Raw genomic sequence first — 21,806 nt, forward strand, 5'->3', positions numbered from 1 at the left:
AGGGGGCCGGGCGGGCCGGCGGGACCGGGCGGACCCGGCACCGGCGCGGGGCCCGACCCGTCCACGGGGCCCCGTGCGGCGACCGGGCCCTGTGCGGTCAGCGGGCCCTGTGCGGCGACCGGGCCCTGGGGCGGCCCGTCGACGGGCGCCGGCCTGGCCGGGCCGGGCGGGTGCCAGGGCATGCGCAGCGTCTCGTCGACCGACTCGTCCCTGCGCTCGTTCCCGGGCTGGTGACCGGGCTCGCTGCCGGGCCTGTCGTCGGCGTACCCGCTCACCGCTCCACCCCGGTTCGGACCGGCGTCGTGCCGGTCGGTCGGGGTGACTCGAAGGGGCGGACGACGGGCTGGACGCGACGGTCGGGAGCGGGGGCGTCCGCGGCGGGCGCCATGACGGCGAGCATCCCCAGCGCCACGGCGCCGGCGGCGCCGGTGCCGAGCGCCGTGCCCAGGCCGAGGGCCAGTCCACTGCGGGCCTCGCCGCGACGACGGCGGGGCAGGTGGCCGACCCTGCCGGCGGCCAGCAGCTCCTCCCCGGTCGGCGGCGGCCCGGCGGCGAGGAGCGCCGACTTCAGGTCACCGATCTCGGGAGGGACGTCGGCGGACAGGCACGCCAGGCGGCTCTTCACCCAGCCCTGCCGCTGCACCTCGGCGGAGCAGGTCGGGCAGGCGGAGACGTGCGTCCAGGCCCGTTCTTCGGCGGCCGGGTCGAGCTGGCCGTCGAGGAGGGCGCTGACGTGGGGACCGAGGTGCCCGATCACGGGCGGCCCGCCCGGACGTCGGGGCGCGGCGCGACAGTCACGGGACCACCGTATCTCCGACGCCCAGCGCCGGGGTTCCGGTGCGCGAGCTCGCGGCGCAGCATGGCGCGCCCGCGGTGGATGCGGGACCGGACGGTGCCGAGCTTGGCGCCGAGCACGTCCGCGATCTCCTCGTAGCTCATGCCCTCCACGTCGCACAGCACGACGGCGGCGCGGAACTCGGGAGGCAGAGCGGCCAGGGCCTGCTCGACGTCCTCGTCGAACGTCCGGTCGGCGTACGCCGCGTCGGGCCCCGGGCCCGACTCCGCCAGCCGGTGCGCACGCTCGTCCGAGAGGGGGTCGAAGCGGATCCGCTGGCGGCGGCGCGCCTGGTCGAGGAAGACGTTGGTGGTGATGCGGTGCAGCCACCCCTCGATCGACCCGGGGGTGAAGGTCGACAGCGAGCGGCCGACCCTGACGAAGACCTCCTGGGTCAGGTCCTCGGCGTCCGCCCGGTTCCCGGTGAGCCGGTAGGCGAGGCGGAACACGCGGGCGGAGTGCCGCTCGACGACCTCCTCCCACGTGGGTGCGGTCGGGGCGTCGTCCATGACGCCACGCTAGGCACCCACGCTGAGAGGAGCCTGAGGCCGCCCGGGCCCGGAGGCCGCTAGGGTCGGTGACCTACCCGAGGAGGACGTCATCGCCGAGCCCGTGACCCCCGTGACCAGCGCCAGCTGGGTCTTCGCCGAGACCTTCGTCGGCGAGGACGAGGTCCTCGCCGACGCCCGTGTCCGCGCCCGGGAGGTCGGCGTCGTCCCCGTCCACACCGGCGTCGGCGCCGCGCTGCGCTTCCTCGCCGCGTCCATGGACGCGAAGGCCGTCGTGGAGATCGGCACCGGCACCGGGGTCTCCGGGATCTGGCTGCTGCGCGGCATGCGCGCGGACGGCGTCCTCACCACCGTCGACGTCGAGGCCGAGCACCAGCGCCTCGCCCGACAGGCGTTCACCGCGGCCGGGTTCCCGACCAACCGCGCCCGCGCCATCCCCGGGCCCGCCCTCGAGGTGCTCCCCCGGCTCACCGACGGCGCCTACGACCTCGTGCTGTGCGACGGCGACAAGCGGGAGTACGGCGCCTACCTCACCGAGGCCCTGCGGCTGCTGCGCCCCGGCGGCGTCGTGGCGTTCGACAACGCGCTGTGGCACGACCGGGTCGCCGACTCCTCGGTGCAGGACCCCGAGACCGTCGCCGTCCGCGAGCTCGTGTCGACCGTGCGCGAGCACGAGGACCTGCTGCCGGTCCTCCTGCCCGTCGGCGACGGGCTGCTGCTCGCGCAGAAGCGGGCCTGAGCCCCGGGGAGGAGTCCCCGGTCCGTCAGTCCCCGATCCCGGCCAGCGGGTCGGCCGAGGTCAGCCAGTCGAGCAGCAGGCGGACGCCGAACCCGCTCGGCCCGGCGGTCCACTCGTGCCAGTCGGACGGCGAGTCGCCGACGGACGCGATGTCGAGGTGCGCCCAGGGCACGTCGCCGGTGAAGTGGCGCAGGAAGAGCGCGGCGGTCGTCGCCCCGGGGCCGCCGGGGGCGTTGTCGGCGTCGGCGACCGGCGAGGCGAGCTTCGCCTCGTAGTCCGCCGTCAGCGGCAGGCGCCACAGCGGCTCCCCGACCCTCGTGCCGGAGGCCAGCAGGGTCTCGGCCAGCCCGTCGTCGTCCGCGAACAGGCCGCCGGTGCGTTGGCCCAGGGCGACCTTCGCGGCGCCGGTGAGGGTGGCGACGTCGACGAGCGCGGCCGGGGCGAGCTCCTCCACGGCGTACGCGAGGGCGTCGGCCATCACCAGACGCCCCTCGGCGTCGGTGTTGGTGACCTCGGTGGTGCGGCCGCCGCGGTGCCGGATGACGTCGCCGGGGCGCAGCGCGTCGCCGGAGACGGCGTTCTCCGCCAGCGGCACGAGACCGGTGACGCGCACGGGGCAGTCGAGGGCCGCCAGCGCGGACAGCACGGCGATGACGACACCGCCGCCGGTCATGTCGCGCTTCATCGTGACCATGCCCTCGGCGGGCTTGAGCGACAGGCCGCCGGTGTCGAAGGTGATGCCCTTGCCGACGAGCACGACCCGCGGCGCACGACGCGCGGCGCGGCGCGGCGCGTAGTCGAGACGCACGAAGCGGGGCTCGCTCGCGGAGGCGCGACCGACACCGAGGACGCCGCCGAAGCCCTCGCGCTCGAGGTCGGCGCGGTCCCAGGCGGTGAGGGTGAGCCGGTCCGCGGTGGCGGCGGCCTCCTCGGCCCGGCCGACCATCCAGGTCGGGTCCTTGACGTTGCTCGGCACGGTGGCCAGGGCGCGCGCCGTCCAGGAGGCGCCGGCCCGGGCGGCCGCACGGGCGAGGCGCTCGCGGTGGTCCTCGTCGTCGGGGACGCCGAGGAGCGAGACCCGCTCCACCGGGACCGACGACGGGCCCCCGCCGCGGACGTGCAGCCCGAAGGAGCCGAGGGTCATCCCGACGACCAGCGCCTCGAGCGCGCCGTCGTCGTCGAGCGCACCGAGCGTGGTCGCGACGCCGTCGCGGTCGCGGCAGCGCTTGGCGAGCGCCGCACCGGCCCTGCGGACGTCGCGGGTCGAGCCGTCACCGACCCCCACGAGGAGCAGATCGGTCACGCCCGTCGGCAGTCCGGGTCGGGTCCCCTCCGAGGCGACCGCCGGCACCGGGACCGCCACGACCTCCCCGGCGCGACCGGTGGCCCGCTCGACGATGCGCAACGACCAGGGGTCGAGGCCGAGGGCCGCGAAGGCCGCGTCGGCCCCGGGGCCCAGGGTCGGGGAGCCGTCGTCGTCCGCGGCCGCGAGGAGCGGCAGCGCGTAGACGTCGGCGTCGTCCTCGACGCCCGCCCCGAGGACGAAGCCCGGGGGCGGTGCCTGCTCGGGGAGACCCGGCAGGCCGAGGACGGGAGGGTGGAGCGGCGAGCGACGTGGCACGGGTCAGCCGACGACGCCGTCGAGGGCCTTCCCCAGCGCCCCTGCCTCCTCGGCGTTCAGCTCCACGACGAGGCGGCCACCGCCCTCGAGGGGCACGCGCATGACGATGCCGCGACCCTCCTTCGTGACCTCCAGCGGGCCGTCACCGGTCCGTGGCTTCATCGCGGCCATCGCGTACCTCTTCCTGTGCTCACCAAGGTGGTCGCCAACGTGCGGGGACCAGTATCCCTCATGCCCGGCGACGCGCGCGCCGTGGCCGGTGATCGGGCACACTGACGCCCGTGAGCGAGCCCCCCGTCGTCCTGACCACCGCCGACGGCGTCGCGACCGTGACGCTGAACCGCCCCGACGCGATGAACGGCCTGGACCTCGCGACGAAGGAGCTGCTGCGCGACACCCTCGCCGAGGTCGCCGCCGACGACGCCGTGCGCTGCGTCGTCCTCACCGGCACCGGGCGGGCGTTCTGCGTCGGCCAGGACCTCAAGGAGCACGTGCGGCACCTGCAGGAGGGGCGCGACGACGTCCTGGGCAGCACGGTGGCGGAGCACTACAACCCGACGGTCACCTCGCTGCTGACCATGCCGAAGCCGGTGGTCGCGGCGGTGAACGGGGTCGCCGCCGGCGCCGGCGCCAGCCTCGCGCTCGCCTGCGACCTGCGCATCCTGTCGGACGCCGCGGGCATGAACTTCGCCTTCTCCGGCATCGCGCTCTCCTGCGACACCGGCTCGTCCCTCACGCTGCCGCGCCTGGTGGGCCACGCGAGGGCGATGGAGCTGCTCCTCCTGCCCCGCACGATCGCCGCCGACGAGTGCCTCGAGCTCGGCCTCGCCTCCCGGGTCGTGCCGGCCGACGATCTGGCGTCGGCCGCCGCCGAGCTCGCGGGGCGCCTCGCCGCGGGCCCGACCGTCGCCTACGGCGCGATCAAGGCCTCCCTCGCCTACTCGGCGACCCACGAGCTGGCCGACGTCCTGGCGTTCGAGGGCGAGCAGATGGCGCGCACCGGCGCGACGCAGGACCACACGGCGGCCGTCGGCTCGTTCCTGGCGAAGGAGAAGCCGACCTTCAGGGGCCGGTGACCTCGTCGTCGTCCGGCTCGCCGCCGCGGTAGCGGCGTGCCCGCTCCTCGACCTCCCGCTCGGCCTCCCGCTGGGCGAGGCGGTCGAGCAGCGCGTCGACGTCCGCCATGCGGTAGCCGCGCAGCGCCAGCGGGAAGCGCACGGCGCGCAGGCCGGCGGCGTCCAACGGGCCGTCGGCCGGGGACGGCGGGGCCGGCTCGTCGTCCTGGGCGAGGCCGCTGCCCCGCCCCGAGGCCACGGCGGCCACCCCGCCCATGGCGAGCACCAGGAGGATGGCGAAGACCCAGGTCATCGTCGCCTCAGGCCTGCCGGCTGGCCACCATCAGCGAGACGGCCTCCTCGACGTCGTCGGTGAGGGTCATCATCGCGAGGTCCTTCGCGGCGATCTTGCCGTCGTCCAGCATGGTGGTGCGCAGCCAGTCGATGAGGCCGCCCCAGTAGTCCACGCCGAGCAGGGCGATGGGGAACGAGGTCACCTTGCGGGTCTGCACGAGGGTCAGCGCCTCGAAGAGCTCGTCGAGGGTCCCGAAGCCGCCGGGGAGGACGACGAAGCCCTGGGAGTACTTCACGAACATCGTCTTGCGGACGAAGAAGTAACGGAAGTCGATCCCGATGTCGACGTAGGTGTTGAGGCCCTGCTCGAAGGGCAGCTCGATGCCGAGGCCGACCGAGGTGCCGCCGGCCTCGTTGGCCCCCCGGTTGGCGGCCTCCATGGCGCCGGGCCCGCCGCCGGTGATGACCGCGAAGCCCTCCTCGGCGAGCCGGCGCCCGACCTGGACGCCGAGTTCGTACTGCGGGTGGCCGGCGGGCGTGCGCGCCGAGCCGAACACCGCGATCGCGGAGCCCAGGTCGGCCAGGGTGCCGAAGCCCTCGACGAACTCGGACTGGATGCGCAGCACACGCCACGGGTCGGTGTGGACCCAGTCCGTGGGGCCGCGGGAGTCGAGGAGCCGCTGGTCGGTCGTCGAGCTGCCGACGTGGCCACCGCGCAGGCGGGTGGCGCCGCGCTGGCGCTCGGGTCGCGGGGTCGTGGCCCGTCCGTCGTCGCCGCTCACGTGGTCAGCCATGCGGTCAGGACCTCCTCGCACCGTCGGATCTCGGCGACCGGCACGTGCTCGGCCTGGGTGTGGGCGTACATCGGGTCGCCCGGTCCGTAGTTCACCGCGGGCACCCCGAGGGCGCTGAAACGGGCGACGTCGGTCCAGCCGAACTTCGGCCCGACCCTCCCGCCGGTGGCCTCGACGAACGCCGCGGCCGCGGGCCGGGAGAGCCCCGGCAGGGCGGCCGGGGCCAGGTCGGTGAGCTCGACCTCGTGGCCCGCGAAGAAGTCACGGACGAACGCCTCGGCCTCCTCGGTGCTGCGGTCCGGGGCGAAGCGGAAGTTGACCTCGACGACGCACTCGTCGGGGATCACGTTGCCGGCCACGCCGCCGCGGATGCGGACGGCGTTCAGCCCCTCGACGTAGGTCAGCCCGTCGATCTCCGGCCGCCGGGGCTCGTACGCCGCCAGCCGGGCCAGCACGTCGGCGGCGCCGTGGATCGCGTTGACCCCGCGCCAGGCGCGGGCGGAGTGCGCCCGCTCCCCGCGGGTGGTGACGTCGACCCGGAGGGTGCCCTGGCAGCCGGCCTCGACGCCGGCGTTGCTGGGCTCCATGAGGATCGCGAAGTCCGCGGCGAGCAGGTCGGGGTCGCTGGCGGCGAGCTTGCCGAGGCCGTTGTGGACGTCCTCGACCTCCTCGGCCTCGTACAGCACGTAGGTGACGTCGCGGACCGGCTCGGTCAGGGCGTGCGCGAGCTTGAGGATGACCGCGTCGCCACCCTTCATGTCGCAGGTGCCGAGGCCGTGGAGGATCCCGGTCTCCTCGTCGAGGCGCGAGGGCAGGTTGTGGTTGAGCGGCACGGTGTCGAGGTGGCCCGCGAGCACGACCCGCTCGGGGCGGCCGAGGTCGGTGCGGGCGACGACGGTGTTGCCGCGCCGGACGACGCTCAGGTGGGGCAGCGCGGAGAGCGCCGCCTCGACGGCGTCCGCGATGGCGGCCTCGTCGTGGCTGACCGACTCGATGTCGACCAGGTGGCGGGTGAGGGTCACGACGTCGGTGGTCAGGTCGAGCGTGGGCACGCGGGTAGTCAACCAGCCCGCCTCAGGCGTCCGCGAAGACGCAGAACTCGTTGCCCTCCGGGTCGGCCAGGACGCGCCAGCGCTCGGTGTCCCACAGGTGCGTCGCGCCCGCGGCGAGCAGGGCCTCGGCGTCGCCCACGACGTCCCAGTGGACGCGGTTCGGGCCATCGCGGGGCTCCGGCACGGCGACGAAGACCAACGGCGGGGCGGGGGTCGGCTGCGCCACGCTCCACGCCTCCGGGGCGGCCGAGGCGTCGACCTCCTCACCCAGGACGCCGGCCCACCAGCGCGCCTGGGACTCCGGGTCGACGCAGTCCACGACGACGGCGTACAGCCCGCGGCGGGGGTCGCGGCGGCTCACGAAGGCGCAGAGCTCGTCGCCCTCCGGGCCGGCCATGACGGTCCAGTCGAACCCGGTGTCGTCGGCGTCGGCGAGGACGACCGCCCCGAGGCCCTCGAGCTCGGCGACGGAGACCGCGTGGACGTCGAGGTGCACGCGGTTCTTCACCCGCTTCGGGCGGTCGACGAGGTTGACCCAGACCGTGTCGGCGGGCGTCGCCCCGACCAGGGAGTGGGTGCCGGTCGAGGTCTCGCCCCCCAGCCCGAGGACGGCGGCCCAGAAGGGGCCCACCGTCGCCGGGTCCTCGGCGTCCAGGCAGAGGTCCTTCCAACGGGCGACGGCGTTCATGGCGCCAGTCAAGCAGTCTCTACCGTGGTCGCATGCCTGCCTTCACCGCCGAGCCCTGGACCGCCCGCGACATCCCGAGCCAGCAGGGGAAGGTCGCTGTCGTCACGGGCGCGAACACCGGGCTGGGGCGCGAGACCGCCCGCGAGCTCGCCCGCGCGGGAGCGACCGTCGAGCTGGCCTGCCGCGACCACGCCAAGGGCACGGAGGCCATGGCCGACATCCACGCGGAGGTCCCCGGCGCCGACCTCCGCGTCCAGGAGCTCGACCTGTCGTCGCTCGACTCGGTGCGGACCGCCGCCGCCGACCTCTCCGAGCGCTACGACCGCATCGACCTGCTGATCAACAACGCGGGCGTCATGTACGTCAACCCGCGCCGGGAGACCGCCGACGGGTTCGAGCTGCAGATGGGTACCAACCACCTCGGCCACTTCGCCCTGACCGGCCTGCTGCTCGACCGCGTCCTGGCCGCGCCGGCCGGCCGGGTGGTGTCGGTGAGCAGCGTCGCCCACAAGATCCGCTCGCGCATCGACTTCGACGACCTGCAGTTCACACGGCGCTACGACCGCGTCGCGGCGTACGGCCGGTCGAAGCTGGCGAACCTGCTCTTCACCTACCGCCTCGACCGCCGGCTCCGCGACGCCGGCGCCCCGGCGATCGCGACCGCCGCGCACCCGGGCGTCGCCGCGACCGAGCTGGTCCGCAACCTGCCCGGTCCCCTGCGCCTCGGCGCCACCCTCGCCTCGCGCCTGCAGAACTCCGCCGCCGTCGGGGCGCTCGGCACCCTGCGCGCCGCGACCGACCCGGCCGCCGCGGGCGGCGACTACTTCGGACCCGCCGGGCCCGGCGAGGCCGTCGGCCTCCCCGTCTGGGTCGCCTCGACCGGCCGCTCCCACGACCCCGAGGCGCAGGACCGTCTCTGGGCGGCGTCGGAGGAGCTCACCGGGGTCACCTTCGAGGTCTGAGGCCCGCCGTGCTGACGCCCGCTCCCCTGCGCAGGACGACGTCCTGGCGCGGCCGCATCGTGGCCTGGGACCGCCTCGGCTCCGGGCCGCCGCTGGTGATGCTGCACGGGACCCCGTGGTCCTCGGCGCTCTGGCGGCCGGTGGCCGACGTCCTGTCGGAGCGGTTCACGGTGCACCTGTGGGACATGCCCGGGTACGGCGCGTCCTCCAAGCACGTCGACCACCCCGTCGACCTGGCCACCCAGGGCGAGCTGTTCAGGCACCTGCTCGGCGAGTGGGGCCTCGAGCGGCCCCACGTCGTCGCCCACGACATCGGCGGCGCCGTGGCGCTGCGGGCACGCTTGCTGCACGGGGCGTCGTACGCCTCGCTGTGCCTGGTCGACGTCGTCGCGCTGCGGCCGTGGGGCTCGGAGTTCTTCACGCTGGTGAAGGAGCACGCCCCCGTGCTCCAGCAGCTGCCGCCGGCGATCCACCGCGGCGCGGTCGAGGCGTACGTGCGCGGCGCGAGCCACCGGGGTCTGCGGAACGAGGACCTCGCGGTGCTGGTCGACCCGTGGACCGGTGAGGAGGGCCAGGCCGCCTTCTACCGCCAGGTCGCCCAGGCCGACGAGGCCCACACCGACGAGGTGGAGCCGTCGTACGGCGACCTCACCGAGCCGTTCCACGTGGTGTGGGGCGCCGAGGACACCTGGATCCCGGTCGACCGCGCCCATCGCTTGGCGTCCCTCGTCCCGCGCGCAACGGTCACGGTCGTGCCGGGCGCGGGCCATCTCATTCACCTCGACGCCCCCGAGGCGCTGACCGCGGAGCTGGTGCGGTGGACGGAGAGCGTCCGCTGAGACCGCCGGGCCCCCGGCGTACCCGGCGTCCCCGGGCCCCTCACGGACGGTGGGTGACCGTCCACCACTGCTGGGGCTGCTCGATGCCGCGGAGCCCGGCCGACCCACCGGGGGCAAGGTCCCACCCGTCGTCCACGAGCCCGTCACGCGCCGCGGCGTCGCAGACGAGCGCGCCGGGCTCGGCGTGCGGCGTGAGGCGGGCGGCCAGGTTGACCGGCCGCCCGAGCACGTCGCCGGCACTCTGGAGGACCTCGCCGTGCGCCATCGCCGCCCGGACCGGAGGCAGACCCTCGCGCTCCGCGGCCTCGTGGAGCCCGAGCAGCACCGACGCGACCTCGGACGGCGTGGGTCCGACGACCATGACGGCGTCGCCGATGCTCTTGACGACGCGCACCCGGCCCCCCGCGACGTCCAGGGCGGTCGCGGTGAGGCGCTCGCTGAGCAGACCGATCTCGTCCGGCTGCGACGCCTCGGAGAAACGGGTGAAGCCGACGAGGTCGGCGAACCCGACACTCAACGGCCGCCCCTGACCGAGCCTGCCCTCCCGCTGGAGGTGGGTCTCGACGAAGTCGCCGGTGACCTGTTGGAGCAGGTGCACGCGGAGGGAGTACTCGAGCACCGGCACGAGCAGCGGGACGAGGTCGTCGACGGCGAACGCCAGGAGCGCCGCGAGCTCGGACTCCGGCGTCCCGGGTGAGGCGTACGCCGTCCCCGCGATCAGGCGCATCGTCGCGGCGAGGTCGGACATGCCGCGGGCGAGGACCCGGTTGATCTCCAGGACGGCGTCACCGGCGATGCCCCCGTCGACGGCCTGGGCGGCGTGGCGCAGGGCGTCGAGGTCGGTCTCGGCGAGCGCGACCTCGTCGGGGTCGACGGCGGGCAGTCCGATGGTCTCCCGCATGCGGACCAGGAGGTCGACGGGCAACCCCGTCTCGCGGGACGCGTCGCGCAGGGTGTGCCGGGCCGCGCCCGGCGACAGGGCGCGTGTCAGGGGCAGCAGGACGAGGCGCTCCTGCCGGTGCGCCTCGCGGATCTCCTCCTCGGTCGCCCCGTCCTCCCGGAGGCGGCCGACGAGGGCTCGGCGGGCGTCCCGCTCGGCGCCCTCCAGGCCCTCGAGCAGGTCCGCGTCGCCCTCGTCGACCATCGGATCGCCCCTCAGAACGGGTAGTGCCGCTCCCCGGTCTGGACCGTGATCCAGCGCAGGTCGGTGAACTCGTGGACGCCGGCGAGCCCGCCGAAGCGGCCCCAGCCGGACGCCTTGACGCCCCCGAACGGCATCTGGGCCTCGTCGTGGACGGTCGGGCCGTTGACGTGGCAGATGCCGGAGTCGATGCGGTGGGCGACGTCGAGGGCGCGGGCGGCGTCGCGGCCGAAGACGGCGGCGGAGAGGCCGTACTCGGTGTCGTTCGCGGCCTCGACGGCCTCGTCGACGCCACGGACGCGGCGCACGGACTTCACGGGCCCGAAGGACTCCTCCGACCAGATCTTCATCTCGGGGGTGACGTCGACGACGAGGGTCGGCTCCATCAGCGTGCTCTCCGCCTTGCCGCCCGTGGCCAGCGTGGCGCCCTTGGCGAGCGCGTCGTCGATGAGGGCGTTGCAGCGCTCGACGGTGGAGGCGTCGACGACGGACCCGAGGACGACGTGGCCGGTGGGGTCGCCGGTGGGCAGCGACGAGGCCTTGGCGGCGAGCTTCTCGACGAACTCGTCGGCGATCGCCTCGTCGACGATGATCCGCTCCGTCGACATGCAGATCTGTCCCGAGTTCGCGAAGGCGCCGAACGCCGCTCCGTTGACCGCGGCGTCGACGTCCGCGTCGTCGAGGACGACGAGCGGGGCCTTGCCGCCCAGCTCGAGCACGCTCGGGGTGAGGTGCTCGCCGCAGAGGCGGCCGATGATGCGGCCGACGGGGGTGGAGCCGGTGAAGTTCACACGGCGGACGGCGGGGTGGGCGATCATGGCCTCGACCACTGCGGCGGCGTCCTCGGGCGCGTGGCTGACGAAGTTGACGACACCGTCCGGCAGGCCGGCGGCGAGCAGCGCGTCGACGATGAGGCGGTGGATGCGGGGGCACTTCTCGCTGGCCTTGAAGACCACGGTGTTGCCGACCGCGAGGGGCGTGGCCAGGGCGCGGACGCCGAGGATCACCGGCGCGTTCCACGGCGCCATGCCGAGGACGACGCCCGCGGGCTGCCGGACGGCCATGGCGAGGCTGCCGGGCACGTTCGACGGCACGGTCTCGCCGCGCACCTGGGTGGTCAGCGCGGCGGCCTCCCGGAGCATCCCGGCGGCGAGGCCGACGTTGAACTGGCCCCAGTGGCCGGGCGAGCCGGTCTCGGCGACGGTCGCGGCGACGACGTCGTCGGTCATCGCCTCGAGGCGGTCGGCGGCGGCCGACAGCAGGGCCCGACGCTCGCCGGGGCTCGTCGCGGCCCACGCGGGGAACGCCGCGGCGGCGGCCTCGACGGCGGCGACGGCGTCGTCGACGGTCGCCGCGGCGGCCACGCTGGCGACCTCGCCGGTGACGGGGTTGATCCGGTCGACGGTGGCGCCGCCGGTGGCGTCGCGGTCCTGGCCGCCGATGGACAGCTGGACGGTGGTGCTCATGCGGGCTCCTCGATGAAGGGACGGCGTGCTGCGGGGGGCAGCACGGACGGGTCTGCGGCGGGGGCGTCTCGGGGGTCCTCGGGCAGCTGCGCGACCTGGTCGCGGCACCACGGACTGATGGGTCGGGTGCCGTCCAGCACGGCGCGGCGGAACTCCGCCCAAGGCTCCCAGACCGCCTCCTCGACCTCGGCGGGGTCGGCGACGACGGGACCCGTCGCGACCGCCGTGTAGACGGGGCACATCTCGTTCTCGACGACCCCGTTGGCCATCACCGCGCGGTAGCGGAACGCCGGCAGCGCGAGCCGCACGTCGGCGACCTCCACCCCGATCTCCTGCGGTGCCCGGCGGCGGACGGCGTCCTCGGGCGTCTCGCCGGGCCCGGGGTGGCCGCAGAAGCTGTTGGTCCACTCCCCCGGCCAGGTCGGCTTGTGGAGCGCCCGCTGGGTGACCAGCACCCGTCCCTCCTCGTCGAAGACGTAGCAGGAGAACGCGAGGTGCAGCGGGGTCGCGGCGTGGTGCACGCCGGCCTTGGCGGTGGTGCCGAGCGCCTCGCCGGCCTCGTCGAGCAGGACGACGAGCTCCTGGGTCACGGCCGCGGTCATGGGGTCCTCGTCTCTGTCGCGGTCTCGGTCACGCCGGCCTCGCCAGCTGGTCGACGGCCCAGTCGAACGCCCAGGGCAGGCGGCGGGCCGCGGGCACGATCCGGGTGCGCACCGGGGCGGGGCGGGTCGCGGTCAGCAGGCCCGCGGTGAGCAGGTCGTGGCGTCGGGTCAGCCGGCGCCAGGTCCGTTCGTACGACGCCGGACGGTCGGCGGCGACCGCCGCCACGGCCGCCTCGGCCTGCGCGAGGCCGAGGGCGAGGCCCTCGCCCGTGAGGGCGTCGACGTACCCCGCGGCGTCCCCGACCAGCAGGACCCGGCCGGCGACGCGGGCCCGGGTGCGCTGCCGCAGGGGGCCCGCTCCGCGCACCGGCCCGGCCTCGGCGGTGGCCACGCGCTCGGCGAGCTCGCCGAAGAACGGCAGCAGGGCGGCCAGCGGGCGGCGGTCGGTGGTCAGCACCGCCACGCCGACCAGGTCGGGCGCCACCGGCGTCACGTACGCCTCGCCGACGGCGCTCCAGTGCACCTCGACGTGGCTGCTCCAGGGCGGGGCGACGAGGTGGAGTCGCTGTCCGTAGCGCCGGGGCGTCCGCCCGCGGGGCGCCTCCAGCCCGGTCAGGCGCCGGACGGCGGAGTGCAGGCCGTCGGCGGCGACGAGGTGGCGCACCGGCTCGGAGTCCACGAGCACGTGGTCGGCGGCGTTCTCCACCGTCCGCACCCGCCGCTCGACGACCGGGATGCCCGCCGCCGCGACGGCGTCGCGCAGGGCCGCGTGGAGCGTCGTGCGACGGACGCCGCGGCCTGGCCCGGCGCGGAAGTCGGCCCGGGCCTCGGTGCCGCCACCGCGGTAGCGGATGCCGAGCAGGTCGACGCCGGGCGGGTCCACGCCGAGGTCCGCCAGGGCCGCGACGGCGCCGGGCATGAGGCCCTCGCCGCAGGCCTTGTCGACGACCCCGGCGCGGGGCTCGCGGACCTCCACGTCGAGCCCGGCGCGGGCGGCGTGGAGCGCGGTGGCCAGGCCGACGGGCCCGCCGCCGGCGACGACGAGGTCACGCACGGGCCAGCGCCCTGGTCTCGACCCGCAGCCGCACCGTCAGCAGCGCGGCGTTGAGGACGGTGAAGACGAGCGCCGTGATCCAGGCGCCGCCCACCAGGGGCAGCGCGACGCCCTCCACGACGACCGCGACGTAGTTGGGGTGGGAGAAGAAGCGGTAGGGCCCACCGGTCACCAGTCCGCCGCCGGGGACCACGATCACGCGGGTGTTCCACTGCCTGCCCAGCGTGGTGATGCACCACCAGCGCAGCCCCTGGGCCGCGACCACGAGGGCGAGCATGGTCCACACCAGTGGTCCCGGCGGCTCCGGGCGGCGCACCCAGACCTCGACGAGCGCACCGAGGAGGAAGCCGGTGTGGAGCACGACCATCACCGGGTAGTGCCCCTGCCCGGACTCGACGCCGCCGCGGGCGAAGGCCCAGGCCGCGTTGCGCTTGCTGACCACGAGCTCCGCCACCCGCTCGAGACCGACGAGCAGGACGAGCACGGTGAAGCCGACCGCCAGGGTCACGCGGCCTCACCCGCCCCGGGAACCCGCAGCAGCACCAGCTCGGAGCAGAACCCCGGGCCCATCGCCATGAGGATCCCCCAGGAGCCGGGCGCCGGCGGGCGGGTCCGCAGCGTGTCGGCCAGCACGTGGAGCACCGACGCGGACGACAGGTTGCCGATGTCGGCGAGCGAGTCGCGGGTGAGCTGCACGTCCCACGGCTCCAGGCCGAGCGCGTGCTGCAGCGCGTCGATGACCTTGGGGCCACCGGGGTGGCAGACCCACCAGGACACGTCGTCCCGCGTGAGGTCGTGGTCGGCGAGGAAGGCGTCGACGTCGCCGCCGACGTACGCCTCGACGAGGTCGGGCACGTCGGCGCCGAGCACGATCCGCAGGCCGGTGGCGGCGACGTCGAAGCCCATGGTCCGCTCGGAGTCCGGGTAGAGCCGGCTGCGGGAGTCGACCACCTGCGGCGCGTCGGGGGTGCCGCGGTTCGCCCCGCCCATGACGACGGCGGCGGCGCCGTCACCGAACAGCCCGCTGGCGACGAGGTTCGGCACCGACGCGTCGTCCCGCTGCACCGTCAGCGAGCACAGCTCGACCGAGACGAGGACGGCGACGTGGTCGGGGTGGCCGACGAGGTGGTCGGCGACCCGCGCGGTCCCGGCCGCGCCGGCCACGCAGCCGAGGCCGACGAGCGGGACGCGGCGCACGTCGGGGCGCAGCCCGACCGCGGCGGCGATCCGCGCGTCGAGCGACGGGATCGCGAGCCCGGTGACGGTGGTGGTGACGACCAGGTCGACGTCGGACGGCGTCAGGTCGGCCGCCTTCAGCGCGTCCTGCAGCGCCTGCGCGCCGAGCTTCACCGCGTTCTCGATGAAGAGGTCGTTGGCGTGCCCGAAGTCGCGGAGCCCGGCGTACGTCTCGAGGGGGACGGCGAGGTGCCGGTGCGCGACCCCGGCGTTGGCGTGGAAGCGGCGCAGCAACCGCGCGTCGACGTTCGCCTCGGGCGCGACGATGACGTCGGCGAACGCGTCGGTGATCGTCGCCTGGTCGTAGCGGTGCTCCGGGAGGGCGCCTCGCACGGCGAGCACCCGCGGGCCGGCTGCTGCTGCGGTCATCGCCTGCTCCTGTTCGCGAGGCCCGTGAGCAGTCCGCCCGCGAGCCGTGGGGTGATGCGTCCGCGACCCAGACCGAGCTCGACGAGGTCGTCGAACGCGAGGGGGTCGCGCCGGGCCGCCTGGATCCCGGCGACCACGACCCGCGGTACCCCGGACAGCCGGGCCGCGGTGGCCGTGTGCTTGAGGTGGGTCCCGAGCAGCCGTCGCACGTCGCGACGGTACGCGGCCCCGGCACCGGGCGCGTCACGCTCACGTAACGCCGTCACGGCGGCCCGGCCGGCGGCCAGGCCGGTGGCGACGGCGTAGTAGATGCCCTCGCCGGTCATGGGGTTGATCAGGCCGGACGCGTCGCCCGCCAGGAGCACGGGGCCGTCGGGCTGGTGCCAGCGCCACCCCGACAGCGGCAGGTGGTGCGCCTTCCACGAGCCGGGCACGCCGTCCTCGGAGGCGCCGGGAAGCAGCCGCTCGAGCTCCTCCGTCATCACGGCGCGGGTCGGCGGGCCGCCGCGCTCGTTGCCGAGCAGCTCGCCGTACCCGACGTTGGTCAGGCCGTCGCCGCGGTCGAAGGCCCAGGCGTACGACGGCTGGCGGCGCTCGCCGTACCGGATCACCTGGGCGTTCGCCCACTCCGGCCGGGTCGGGACGTACCCGCGCAGAGCCAGCGCCCGGCGCTGGGGCCGGCCCCCGACGACGCTCCGGCGCACCGCCGAGTGGGCGCCGTCCGCGCCCACCACGACCGCGGCGTGCTCGCCCGCGAGCGAGACGCCGTCCGCGGAGACCGTCACGGCGTCCACCTTCGCCCGGCGCAGCTCCGCGCCGGCGTCGACGGCCCGCTCGACGAGGCGCGCGTCGAACACCTCCCGGGGGATCACCCACACCGGGCGCGACAGCGGGCGGGCGACGCTCGCGCCACCGAGGGCGAGCTCGAGGCGGCGCATCGGCCGCCAGCCGTCCGCGACCCCGGTGACGCCCGCCCCGGCGAGGGCCTCGAAGACGTGCGGGGCGATGCCGTCGCCGCACACCTTGTCGCGCGGGAAGTCGGCGCGGTCGAGGAGCAGCACCCGCAGGCCGGGCTCCGCGGAGAGCGCGCCGAGCGCCGCGGCGCTGCCGGCCGGTCCGGCGCCGACGACGACGAGGTCCCAGCTGGTCATGCCCCCACCCTGCCCTGTGCCACCACGAGCAGGACGACGTCGACCAGCGCGATGGCCATGGCCGCCCGGAAGGCGGTCCGCCCGCCGGCCACGACGGCGGTCGCCGCGAGGGCGCCGACGACGACCACCAGGCCGACGAGGAGCGCCCCGGTCACCGGTGCGCCGAGCGCCAGGACGACGGTCGCGAGGACGAGCAGGAGGGCCCCGGCGGGCGCCACCGCGCGGACGCCGTGGGCCTCGGCGAGGCGGTGGGGCAGGCCGCGGACGCCGGTGGCGGCGTCGTCGGCGACGTCGGGCACGACGTTGAGCACGTGCGCGCCGACGCCGAGCAGGGCTCCCGCGGCCACCACCCAGACCGGCACCGCCAGCTCCCCCGTCAGCAGGACGAAGGCCGGCAGCGCCCCGAACGCGAGCGCGTACGGCGCCCAGGACCACACCGTCGCCTTCGCCCCCAGGTCGTAGGCCAGCCCGCCGACGAGGACGAGGTTCGCGGCGACAGCGGCGCCGACCCCGGCCACCCCGGCGACGGCGACCCCGACGGCGAGGGAGAGTCCGACCGCGACCACGAGGGCCAGCCCCGCGGCCGCCCGCACCGTGCCGAGCGACACCGCGCCGGACACCAGCGGCTTGTCGGTGCGGCCGACCTGACGGTCGCGCGCGGCGTCGATCGCGTCGTTCGCCCACCCGATCGCCAGCTGGCCGGCCAGCACCGTCACGACGACCAGCAGGACCCGCAGGCCCCCGAGCCCGGCCCCGACGGCGAGGACCCCGGACAGCAGGGTGACCGCGAGCGTCGGGGCGGGGTGGCACGCGCGCAGCAGGGCCGTCACGCGCGCCACCCCCTCCGGACCCGTCGCTGAGCCGTCAGCGCCTGCGCACGGACACGGTGGCGGTCTCGCCGTCGGCGAGCGCCACCTCGGTGGCCCCCGTGCCCGGCTCCTCCACCACGATCACCCCCACCGCGAGGGTCTCCTCGGTGATCAGGGCCTCGTGCGCCGCCACCGCGCCGACCACGCCGGGGGACCCGGAGACGGTCAGCTCGATGCGGTCGGACACCTCCAGACCCGCGTCGCGGCGGGCCTGCTGGACGGCGCGGACGAGGTCACGCGCCAGACCCTCGGTGGCCAGGTCGGGCGTGACCCGCGTGTCGAGGGCGACGAAGCCGCCGCTGGCCAGGACGCCGGTGGCGGTGTCCTCCCCCGCGCCGTCGGCGACGGTGTCGAGGGTGTACTCGCCCTCGACCAGCGCCAGGCCGCCGGAGGTGACCGTGCCGTCCTCGGCGACCGCCCAGTCGCCGGACTTGGACCCCTTGATGGCGGCCTGCACGTCCTTCCCGAGCCGCGGGCCGGCGGCGCGCGCGTTGACCGTCAGCCGCTGCGCCACGCCGTACGACGCCGCCTCGGGCTCGTCGATCGCCAGCAGCCGCACCTCGCGCAGGTTCAGCTCGTCGGCCACGACGGAGGTGAACGGCTCGAGCGCCTTCGGGTCCGGCACGACGACCGTGAGCGAGTGCAGGGGCAGACGGGTGCGCAGACCGGCGGCCTTGCGCAGCGCGGAGCCAGCGGAGCAGACCTCGCGGACGGCGTCCATCGCCGCCACCAGGTCGTCCTCGGCGGGCAGCTCCCCGGCGTCCGGCCAGTCGGTCAGGTGCACCGACCGGCCGCCCGTCAGGCCGCGCCAGATCTCCTCCGCCGTCAGCGGCAGCAGCGGCGCCACCACCCGGCAGACCGTCTCGAGCACCGTGTGCAGCGTGTCGAACGGCTCGGTCGCGGTCGGATCGGACGTCGAGAAGTCCGTCGCCCAGAAGCGCGAGCGGGAGCGCCGGATGTACCAGTTGGTCAGCACGTCGACGAAGCCGCGCGTGGTCTCGCAGGCGCCGGCGACGTCGTAGGCGTCCATCTGCTCGGTGGTCCGCTCGACGTACTCGCGGGTCTTCGCGAGCAGGTAGCGGTCCATCGGGTGCGTGGAGTCCGTGCGCGTGCGCCCGGCGTACCCGGTCGGGCCGGCGGCGCCGGCGTAGAGCGCGAGGAAGTACCAGGCGTTCCACAGCGGGATCATCGTGTGGCGCACGGCGTCGCGGATGCCCTGCTCGGTGACGATCAGGTTGCCGCCGCGCAGGATCGGGCTCGACATGAGGAACCAGCGCATCGCGTCGGCGCCGTCGCGGTCGAAGACCTCGCTGACGTCGGGGTAGTTGCGCAGCGACTTGCTCATCTTGGCGCCGTCCGAGCCGAGGACGATGCCGTGGCTCAGGCAGGTCTCGAACGCCGGACGGTCGAAGACCCCGGTGGCGAGGATGTGCAGGGTGTAGAACCAGCCGCGGGTCTGGCCGATGTACTCGACGATGAAGTCGGCCGGGAAGTGGTTCTGGAACCACTCCTCCGCCTCGAACGGGTAGTGGACCTGGGCGAAGCTCATCGAGCCCGAGTCGAACCACACGTCGAGCACGTCGGTGACGCGCCGCATCGTGGAACGACCCTCCTCCTCCGACCGGGGGTCGTCGGGGTTCGGGCGGGTCAGCTCGTCGACGAACGGGCGATGCAGGTCGGGGTTGCCGTCGCGGTCGCGCGGCAGGTCGCCGAAGTCGCGCTCGAGCTCGGCGAACGAGCCGTACACGTCGACGCGGGGGTACGCCGGGTCGTCGCTCTTCCACACCGGCACCGGGCTGCCCCAGAACCGGTTGCGGGTGATCGACCAGTCGCGGGCGTTCTCGATCCAGCGGCCGAACTGGCCGTCGCGGATGTGGCCCGGCACCCAGGTGATCTGCTGGTTCAGCTCGGCCATGCGCTCCTTGAACGCGGTGACCTCGACGAACCACGACGAGACGCCCTTGTAGATCAGGGGCTCGCGGCAGCGCCAGCAGTGCGGGTAGGAGTGGTCGTAGGTCTCGCGGCGCAGCAGCACGGTGCCGGCGCCGACGGACGCCACCGGCTCGGCCGCCCCTGTCGCGGCCTTCAGGTCGTCGATGATGTGCGGGTTGGCGTCGAAGACCTGCATCCCGGCGTAGTCGTCGACGGGCGCGGTGAAGCGGCCGTCCTTGCCGACCGGCATGACGGCCTCGATGCCCTCGCGGTCCGTGACCACCTTGTCGTCCTCACCGAAGGCGCCGGCCGTGTGGACCAGCCCGGTGCCGTCGGTGGTGGTGACGAACTCCGCGGTCACGAGGCGGAACGCCCGCTCGTGGCCGGCGTAGTAGGTGAACGGCGGGTCGTACGTCGTGTCGACGAGGTCGGCGCCTCTCACCCGCGCCACGACCTCGGCGTCGCCCAGCTCGCGGGCGTACGCGCCGAGACGGGCCTCGGCGAACAGGTAGCGCTCGCCCCGCCCCGAGTCAGATGGAGTCTCGACGACGACGTACTCGATGTCCTCGCCGACCATGATCGCCAGGTTGGACGGCAGGGTCCACGGGGTCGTCGTCCACACCAGCGCCTTGACGCCGGCGTGCTCGCCGGAGGTGAGCGGCACGCCGACGGTGACGGCCGGGTCCTGGCGGGTGCGGTAGGTGTCCTCGTCCATCCGCAGCTCGTGGTTCGAGAGCGGGGTCTCGTCCTTCCAGCAGTACGGCAGGACGCGGAAGCCCTCGTAGACCCAGCCCTTGTCGAAGAGCTGCTTGAAGGCCCAGATGACCGACTCCATGTAGTCGGCGTTCATGGTCCGGTAGTCGTGGTCGAAGTCGACCCAGCGCGCCTGGCGGGTCACGTAGTCGCGCCACTCGCCGGTGTACTTCATCACCGAGGCGCGGCAGGCCTCGTTGAACTTCTCGACGCCCAGCTCGAGGATCTCGTCGGTCGTCTTGATGCCGTTGAGGCGCATGGCCTCGAGCTCGGCGGGCAGGCCGTGGGTGTCCCAGCCGAAGCGCCGCTCGACGCGGCGTCCGCGCATGGTCTGGTAGCGCGGGACCAGGTCCTTGACGTAGCCGGTGAGCAGGTGGCCGTAGTGCGGCAGGCCGTTCGCGAAGGGCGGGCCGTCGTAGAACACGTACTCGTTGTCGCCGTCGGTCCCGGCGTCGCGCTGCTCGACGCTGGCGCGGAACGTGTCGTCGGCGTCCCAGTACTCGAGGACCCGCTTCTCGATGTCGGGGAAGCGCGGGCTCGGCGGCACGGAGCCGGACGGGTCGGTGGTGACCTTGGGGTAGGTCTCGCCTGCCATGGGTGGGGTCTCTCCTCGCGGGTCGTCGTCGCACGAGGACGACAGCCATCACGGGGAGCCGCGGTACCACCTCGTTTGCCCCTCGCGGGACCACTCGTCGACGGCTGTGACGGGCCAACCCGTCCGGTTCTACTGGAGTCCGCCGTGGCTTCGCCGGGCTCGTTCTTCCGGAGGCTCGCCGCTGATGACGGCTCGAACGCCTGTGGAGCGATCGTACGGCGGGCCGCCGGGGCCCCGCGAATCAGTTCCCCTGGTCCTTCGTGCGGTGCAGCAGCCACTGCGTGCCCCCGGTCCGGATCAGGGCGTACCGCGTCGCCCCGTCGCGTCCGTGCAGCCGGAAGACGAACCTCCGCTCGTCGCGCCGCTCCAGCTCCCACCAGCCCTCGTCGGCGATGGACTTGTGCTCGTCGGTGTACGTCGCGTGGTCGAGGTCGTGGTCCTCGACGGCGATCGCGAGGCGGTCGTGGGCGGCGTCGACGGGCGGCCCCTTCGGCAGCGCCCACGACCGCAGGACGCCGTCCTCCTCGAGCCGCAGGTCGTGGTGCGGCTGCGGCTTCCGGTGGTCGTGCAGCACGAAGCGGGGCCGCGTCGGGGTGGCGGGGTCCTCAGGCACCCACCCAGTGGAGCACCTCGCCGGCGACGTCGTCCGCCGTGCGGCCCCCCGTGTCGACGCGGAGGTGCGGGTGGCGGCGCAGCAGGTCGCCGGCGGGCGACGGCCGGTCGGGGTCGGTGTTCATCCGCTTCTGCGCGGCGAGCTCGCGGACGTGCGCGTCGGACCACGCCAGGTCCGCCTTCGACGGCTTCGCCGCGAGGCGGTCGGCGCCGACGTTGCGGGCGAGCCGCGTCGGCAGGTCGGCGTACAGCTCGACGAAGCGGACCGGCAGACCCGCGTCGACGTACGGCGCGAGGTAGCTCTCCACGACCTCCACGTCGTCGCGGTCGTCGACCCACCAGGCGAAGCTGAAGACCAGCCGGAGCCCGTCGGCGGCGGCCTCCTGGAGCACCCTGCGCCGGAACTCGTCGTTCAGGACGGTGAACGCCCGGGTCCCGTGCCCGAACACCTCGAGCAGCGGCTCGATCGTGTGGTGGTTGTGGAACAAGCGGTAGTCGCTGCGCGCGGCGACCGCCCGGCCGACCGTCATCTTGCCGACGGCCGGCGGCCCGGTGATCAGCAGCAGGTCGCCCACGTGACGAACGTTAAGGCGACCTTGAGGTGCGTTTCGCGTCCTTTTAGCGGGCCCGCCGCCAGG

At 74.9% G+C, this 21,806-nt stretch carries 23 protein-coding genes and 1 pseudogene; 4 read left to right on the forward strand and 20 right to left on the reverse strand.

Annotated features, from left to right (window positions below; all coding sequences use genetic code 11):
• The 3 genes and pseudogenes from MJ876_RS15920 to sigE all read right to left on the reverse strand — a co-directional run.
• A pseudogene (locus MJ876_RS15920) lies at positions 1-275 on the reverse strand (hypothetical protein); the annotation flags it as partial.
• The gene (locus MJ876_RS15925) at positions 272-757 is read right to left on the reverse strand and encodes a hypothetical protein (protein ID WP_240237766.1); all 486 of its coding nucleotides are present in this window, start codon (positions 755-757) and stop codon (positions 272-274) included. The pseudogene MJ876_RS15920 and the gene MJ876_RS15925, both read right to left, overlap by 4 nt.
• A complete protein-coding gene (gene sigE, locus MJ876_RS15930; protein ID WP_240237767.1) occupies positions 754-1,344 on the reverse strand; it encodes an RNA polymerase sigma factor SigE in 591 nt (196 codons plus the stop codon). The genes MJ876_RS15925 and sigE overlap by 4 nt, the downstream gene beginning before the upstream one ends.
• Positions 1,345-1,456: 112 nt before the next feature.
• Between sigE and MJ876_RS15935 the strand changes: the two genes are divergently transcribed.
• Positions 1,457-2,083, forward strand: coding sequence for an O-methyltransferase (locus MJ876_RS15935; protein WP_240237768.1), 627 nt, complete (start codon positions 1,457-1,459; stop codon positions 2,081-2,083).
• A 25-nt stretch (positions 2,084-2,108) separates the two neighbouring features.
• Here the strand turns inward: MJ876_RS15935 and MJ876_RS15940 are convergent, their stop codons facing one another.
• Both MJ876_RS15940 and MJ876_RS15945 read right to left on the reverse strand, forming a co-directional pair.
• Positions 2,109-3,704 carry a M17 family metallopeptidase gene (locus MJ876_RS15940; protein WP_240237770.1) on the reverse strand — a complete coding sequence of 532 codons (1,596 nt, stop codon included), beginning with the start codon at positions 3,702-3,704 and terminating at the stop codon, positions 2,109-2,111.
• A gap of 3 nt (positions 3,705-3,707) precedes the next feature.
• Positions 3,708-3,875: a DUF3117 domain-containing protein gene (locus tag MJ876_RS15945; protein WP_240237771.1), complete on the reverse strand. Its 168-nt coding sequence runs from the start codon at positions 3,873-3,875 to the stop codon at positions 3,708-3,710.
• Positions 3,876-3,985: 110 nt separating this feature from the next.
• Between MJ876_RS15945 and MJ876_RS15950 the strand changes: the two genes are divergently transcribed.
• Positions 3,986-4,780 (forward strand): enoyl-CoA hydratase/isomerase family protein, encoded by a 795-nt coding sequence (locus MJ876_RS15950; protein ID WP_240237772.1) that lies wholly within the window; start codon positions 3,986-3,988, stop codon positions 4,778-4,780.
• Here the strand turns inward: MJ876_RS15950 and MJ876_RS15955 are convergent.
• Genes MJ876_RS15955 through MJ876_RS15970 form a run of 4 tightly spaced genes read right to left on the reverse strand, consistent with a single transcriptional unit; the run spans position 4,767 to position 7,587 of the window.
• On the reverse strand, positions 4,767-5,072 hold the full coding sequence (locus MJ876_RS15955; RefSeq protein WP_240237773.1) for a DivIVA domain-containing protein: 306 nt from the start codon (positions 5,070-5,072) through the stop codon (positions 4,767-4,769). The two genes, MJ876_RS15950 and MJ876_RS15955, sit on opposite strands and share 14 nt — an antisense overlap.
• Positions 5,073-5,079: 7 nt before the next feature.
• A complete protein-coding gene (locus tag MJ876_RS15960; protein WP_240237774.1) occupies positions 5,080-5,847 on the reverse strand; it encodes a TIGR00730 family Rossman fold protein in 768 nt (255 codons plus the stop codon).
• Positions 5,832-6,899, reverse strand: a complete 1,068-nt coding sequence (gene dapE / locus MJ876_RS15965) for a succinyl-diaminopimelate desuccinylase (RefSeq protein WP_240237775.1) — start codon at positions 6,897-6,899, stop codon at positions 5,832-5,834. Before dapE ends, MJ876_RS15960 begins: the two co-directional genes overlap by 16 nt.
• Before the next feature lie 22 nt (positions 6,900-6,921).
• The gene (locus tag MJ876_RS15970; RefSeq protein ID WP_240237776.1) at positions 6,922-7,587 is read right to left on the reverse strand and encodes a VOC family protein; all 666 of its coding nucleotides are present in this window, start codon (positions 7,585-7,587) and stop codon (positions 6,922-6,924) included.
• A 32-nt stretch (positions 7,588-7,619) separates the two neighbouring features.
• Here MJ876_RS15970 and MJ876_RS15975 point away from each other — a divergent pair, with 32 nt between their 5' ends.
• On the forward strand, positions 7,620-8,549 hold the full coding sequence (locus tag MJ876_RS15975; protein WP_240237778.1) for an oxidoreductase: 930 nt from the start codon (positions 7,620-7,622) through the stop codon (positions 8,547-8,549).
• 8 nt (positions 8,550-8,557) lie between these two features.
• The gene (locus tag MJ876_RS15980; protein ID WP_240237779.1) at positions 8,558-9,388 is read left to right on the forward strand and encodes an alpha/beta fold hydrolase; all 831 of its coding nucleotides are present in this window, start codon (positions 8,558-8,560) and stop codon (positions 9,386-9,388) included.
• Between the two features lie 40 nt (positions 9,389-9,428).
• On the opposite strand, the gene MJ876_RS15985 is transcribed toward MJ876_RS15980, so the two are convergent.
• The 11 genes from MJ876_RS15985 to MJ876_RS16035 all read right to left on the reverse strand — a co-directional run bounded on the left by MJ876_RS15985 (position 9,429) and on the right by MJ876_RS16035 (position 21,743).
• Positions 9,429-10,532 (reverse strand): adenylate/guanylate cyclase domain-containing protein, encoded by a 1,104-nt coding sequence (locus MJ876_RS15985; protein ID WP_240237781.1) that lies wholly within the window; start codon positions 10,530-10,532, stop codon positions 9,429-9,431.
• An 11-nt stretch (positions 10,533-10,543) separates the two neighbouring features.
• Positions 10,544-11,995: an aldehyde dehydrogenase gene (locus MJ876_RS15990; RefSeq protein ID WP_240237783.1), complete on the reverse strand. Its 1,452-nt coding sequence runs from the start codon at positions 11,993-11,995 to the stop codon at positions 10,544-10,546.
• Positions 11,992-12,597 carry an isopentenyl-diphosphate Delta-isomerase gene (idi, locus tag MJ876_RS15995; RefSeq protein WP_240237784.1) on the reverse strand — a complete coding sequence of 202 codons (606 nt, stop codon included), beginning with the start codon at positions 12,595-12,597 and terminating at the stop codon, positions 11,992-11,994. The genes MJ876_RS15990 and idi overlap by 4 nt, the downstream gene beginning before the upstream one ends.
• A 28-nt stretch (positions 12,598-12,625) precedes the next feature.
• Positions 12,626-13,651, reverse strand: a complete 1,026-nt coding sequence (locus tag MJ876_RS16000) for an NAD(P)/FAD-dependent oxidoreductase (RefSeq protein WP_240237785.1) — start codon at positions 13,649-13,651, stop codon at positions 12,626-12,628.
• Entirely contained in the window at positions 13,644-14,159 is a 516-nt protein-coding gene (locus MJ876_RS16005; protein ID WP_240237786.1) for an isoprenylcysteine carboxyl methyltransferase family protein, read from the reverse strand. The genes MJ876_RS16000 and MJ876_RS16005 overlap by 8 nt, the downstream gene beginning before the upstream one ends.
• Entirely contained in the window at positions 14,156-15,256 is a 1,101-nt protein-coding gene (locus MJ876_RS16010) for a type III polyketide synthase (protein WP_240237788.1), read from the reverse strand. The genes MJ876_RS16005 and MJ876_RS16010 overlap by 4 nt, the downstream gene beginning before the upstream one ends.
• Complete coding sequence (locus MJ876_RS16015) at positions 15,253-16,407, reverse strand: NAD(P)/FAD-dependent oxidoreductase (RefSeq protein WP_240237789.1); 1,155 nt, start codon at positions 16,405-16,407, stop codon at positions 15,253-15,255. The genes MJ876_RS16010 and MJ876_RS16015 overlap by 4 nt, the downstream gene beginning before the upstream one ends.
• A complete protein-coding gene (locus MJ876_RS16020; RefSeq protein ID WP_240237790.1) occupies positions 16,404-17,237 on the reverse strand; it encodes a UbiA family prenyltransferase in 834 nt (277 codons plus the stop codon). The genes MJ876_RS16015 and MJ876_RS16020 overlap by 4 nt, the downstream gene beginning before the upstream one ends.
• A gap of 34 nt (positions 17,238-17,271) precedes the next feature.
• A complete protein-coding gene (gene ileS / locus MJ876_RS16025; RefSeq protein ID WP_240237791.1) occupies positions 17,272-20,556 on the reverse strand; it encodes an isoleucine--tRNA ligase in 3,285 nt (1,094 codons plus the stop codon).
• Between the two features lie 241 nt (positions 20,557-20,797).
• Positions 20,798-21,169 carry a DNA polymerase ligase N-terminal domain-containing protein gene (locus tag MJ876_RS16030; RefSeq protein ID WP_240237793.1) on the reverse strand — a complete coding sequence of 124 codons (372 nt, stop codon included), beginning with the start codon at positions 21,167-21,169 and terminating at the stop codon, positions 20,798-20,800.
• A complete protein-coding gene (locus MJ876_RS16035; protein ID WP_240237795.1) occupies positions 21,162-21,743 on the reverse strand; it encodes an AAA family ATPase in 582 nt (193 codons plus the stop codon). The genes MJ876_RS16030 and MJ876_RS16035 overlap by 8 nt, the downstream gene beginning before the upstream one ends.
• Positions 21,744-21,806: the final 63 nt, after the last annotated feature.

The organism is Nocardioides sp. CFH 31398, from assembly GCF_022436705.1.
In the GTDB taxonomy this organism is placed as follows: domain Bacteria; phylum Actinomycetota; class Actinomycetes; order Propionibacteriales; family Nocardioidaceae; genus Nocardioides.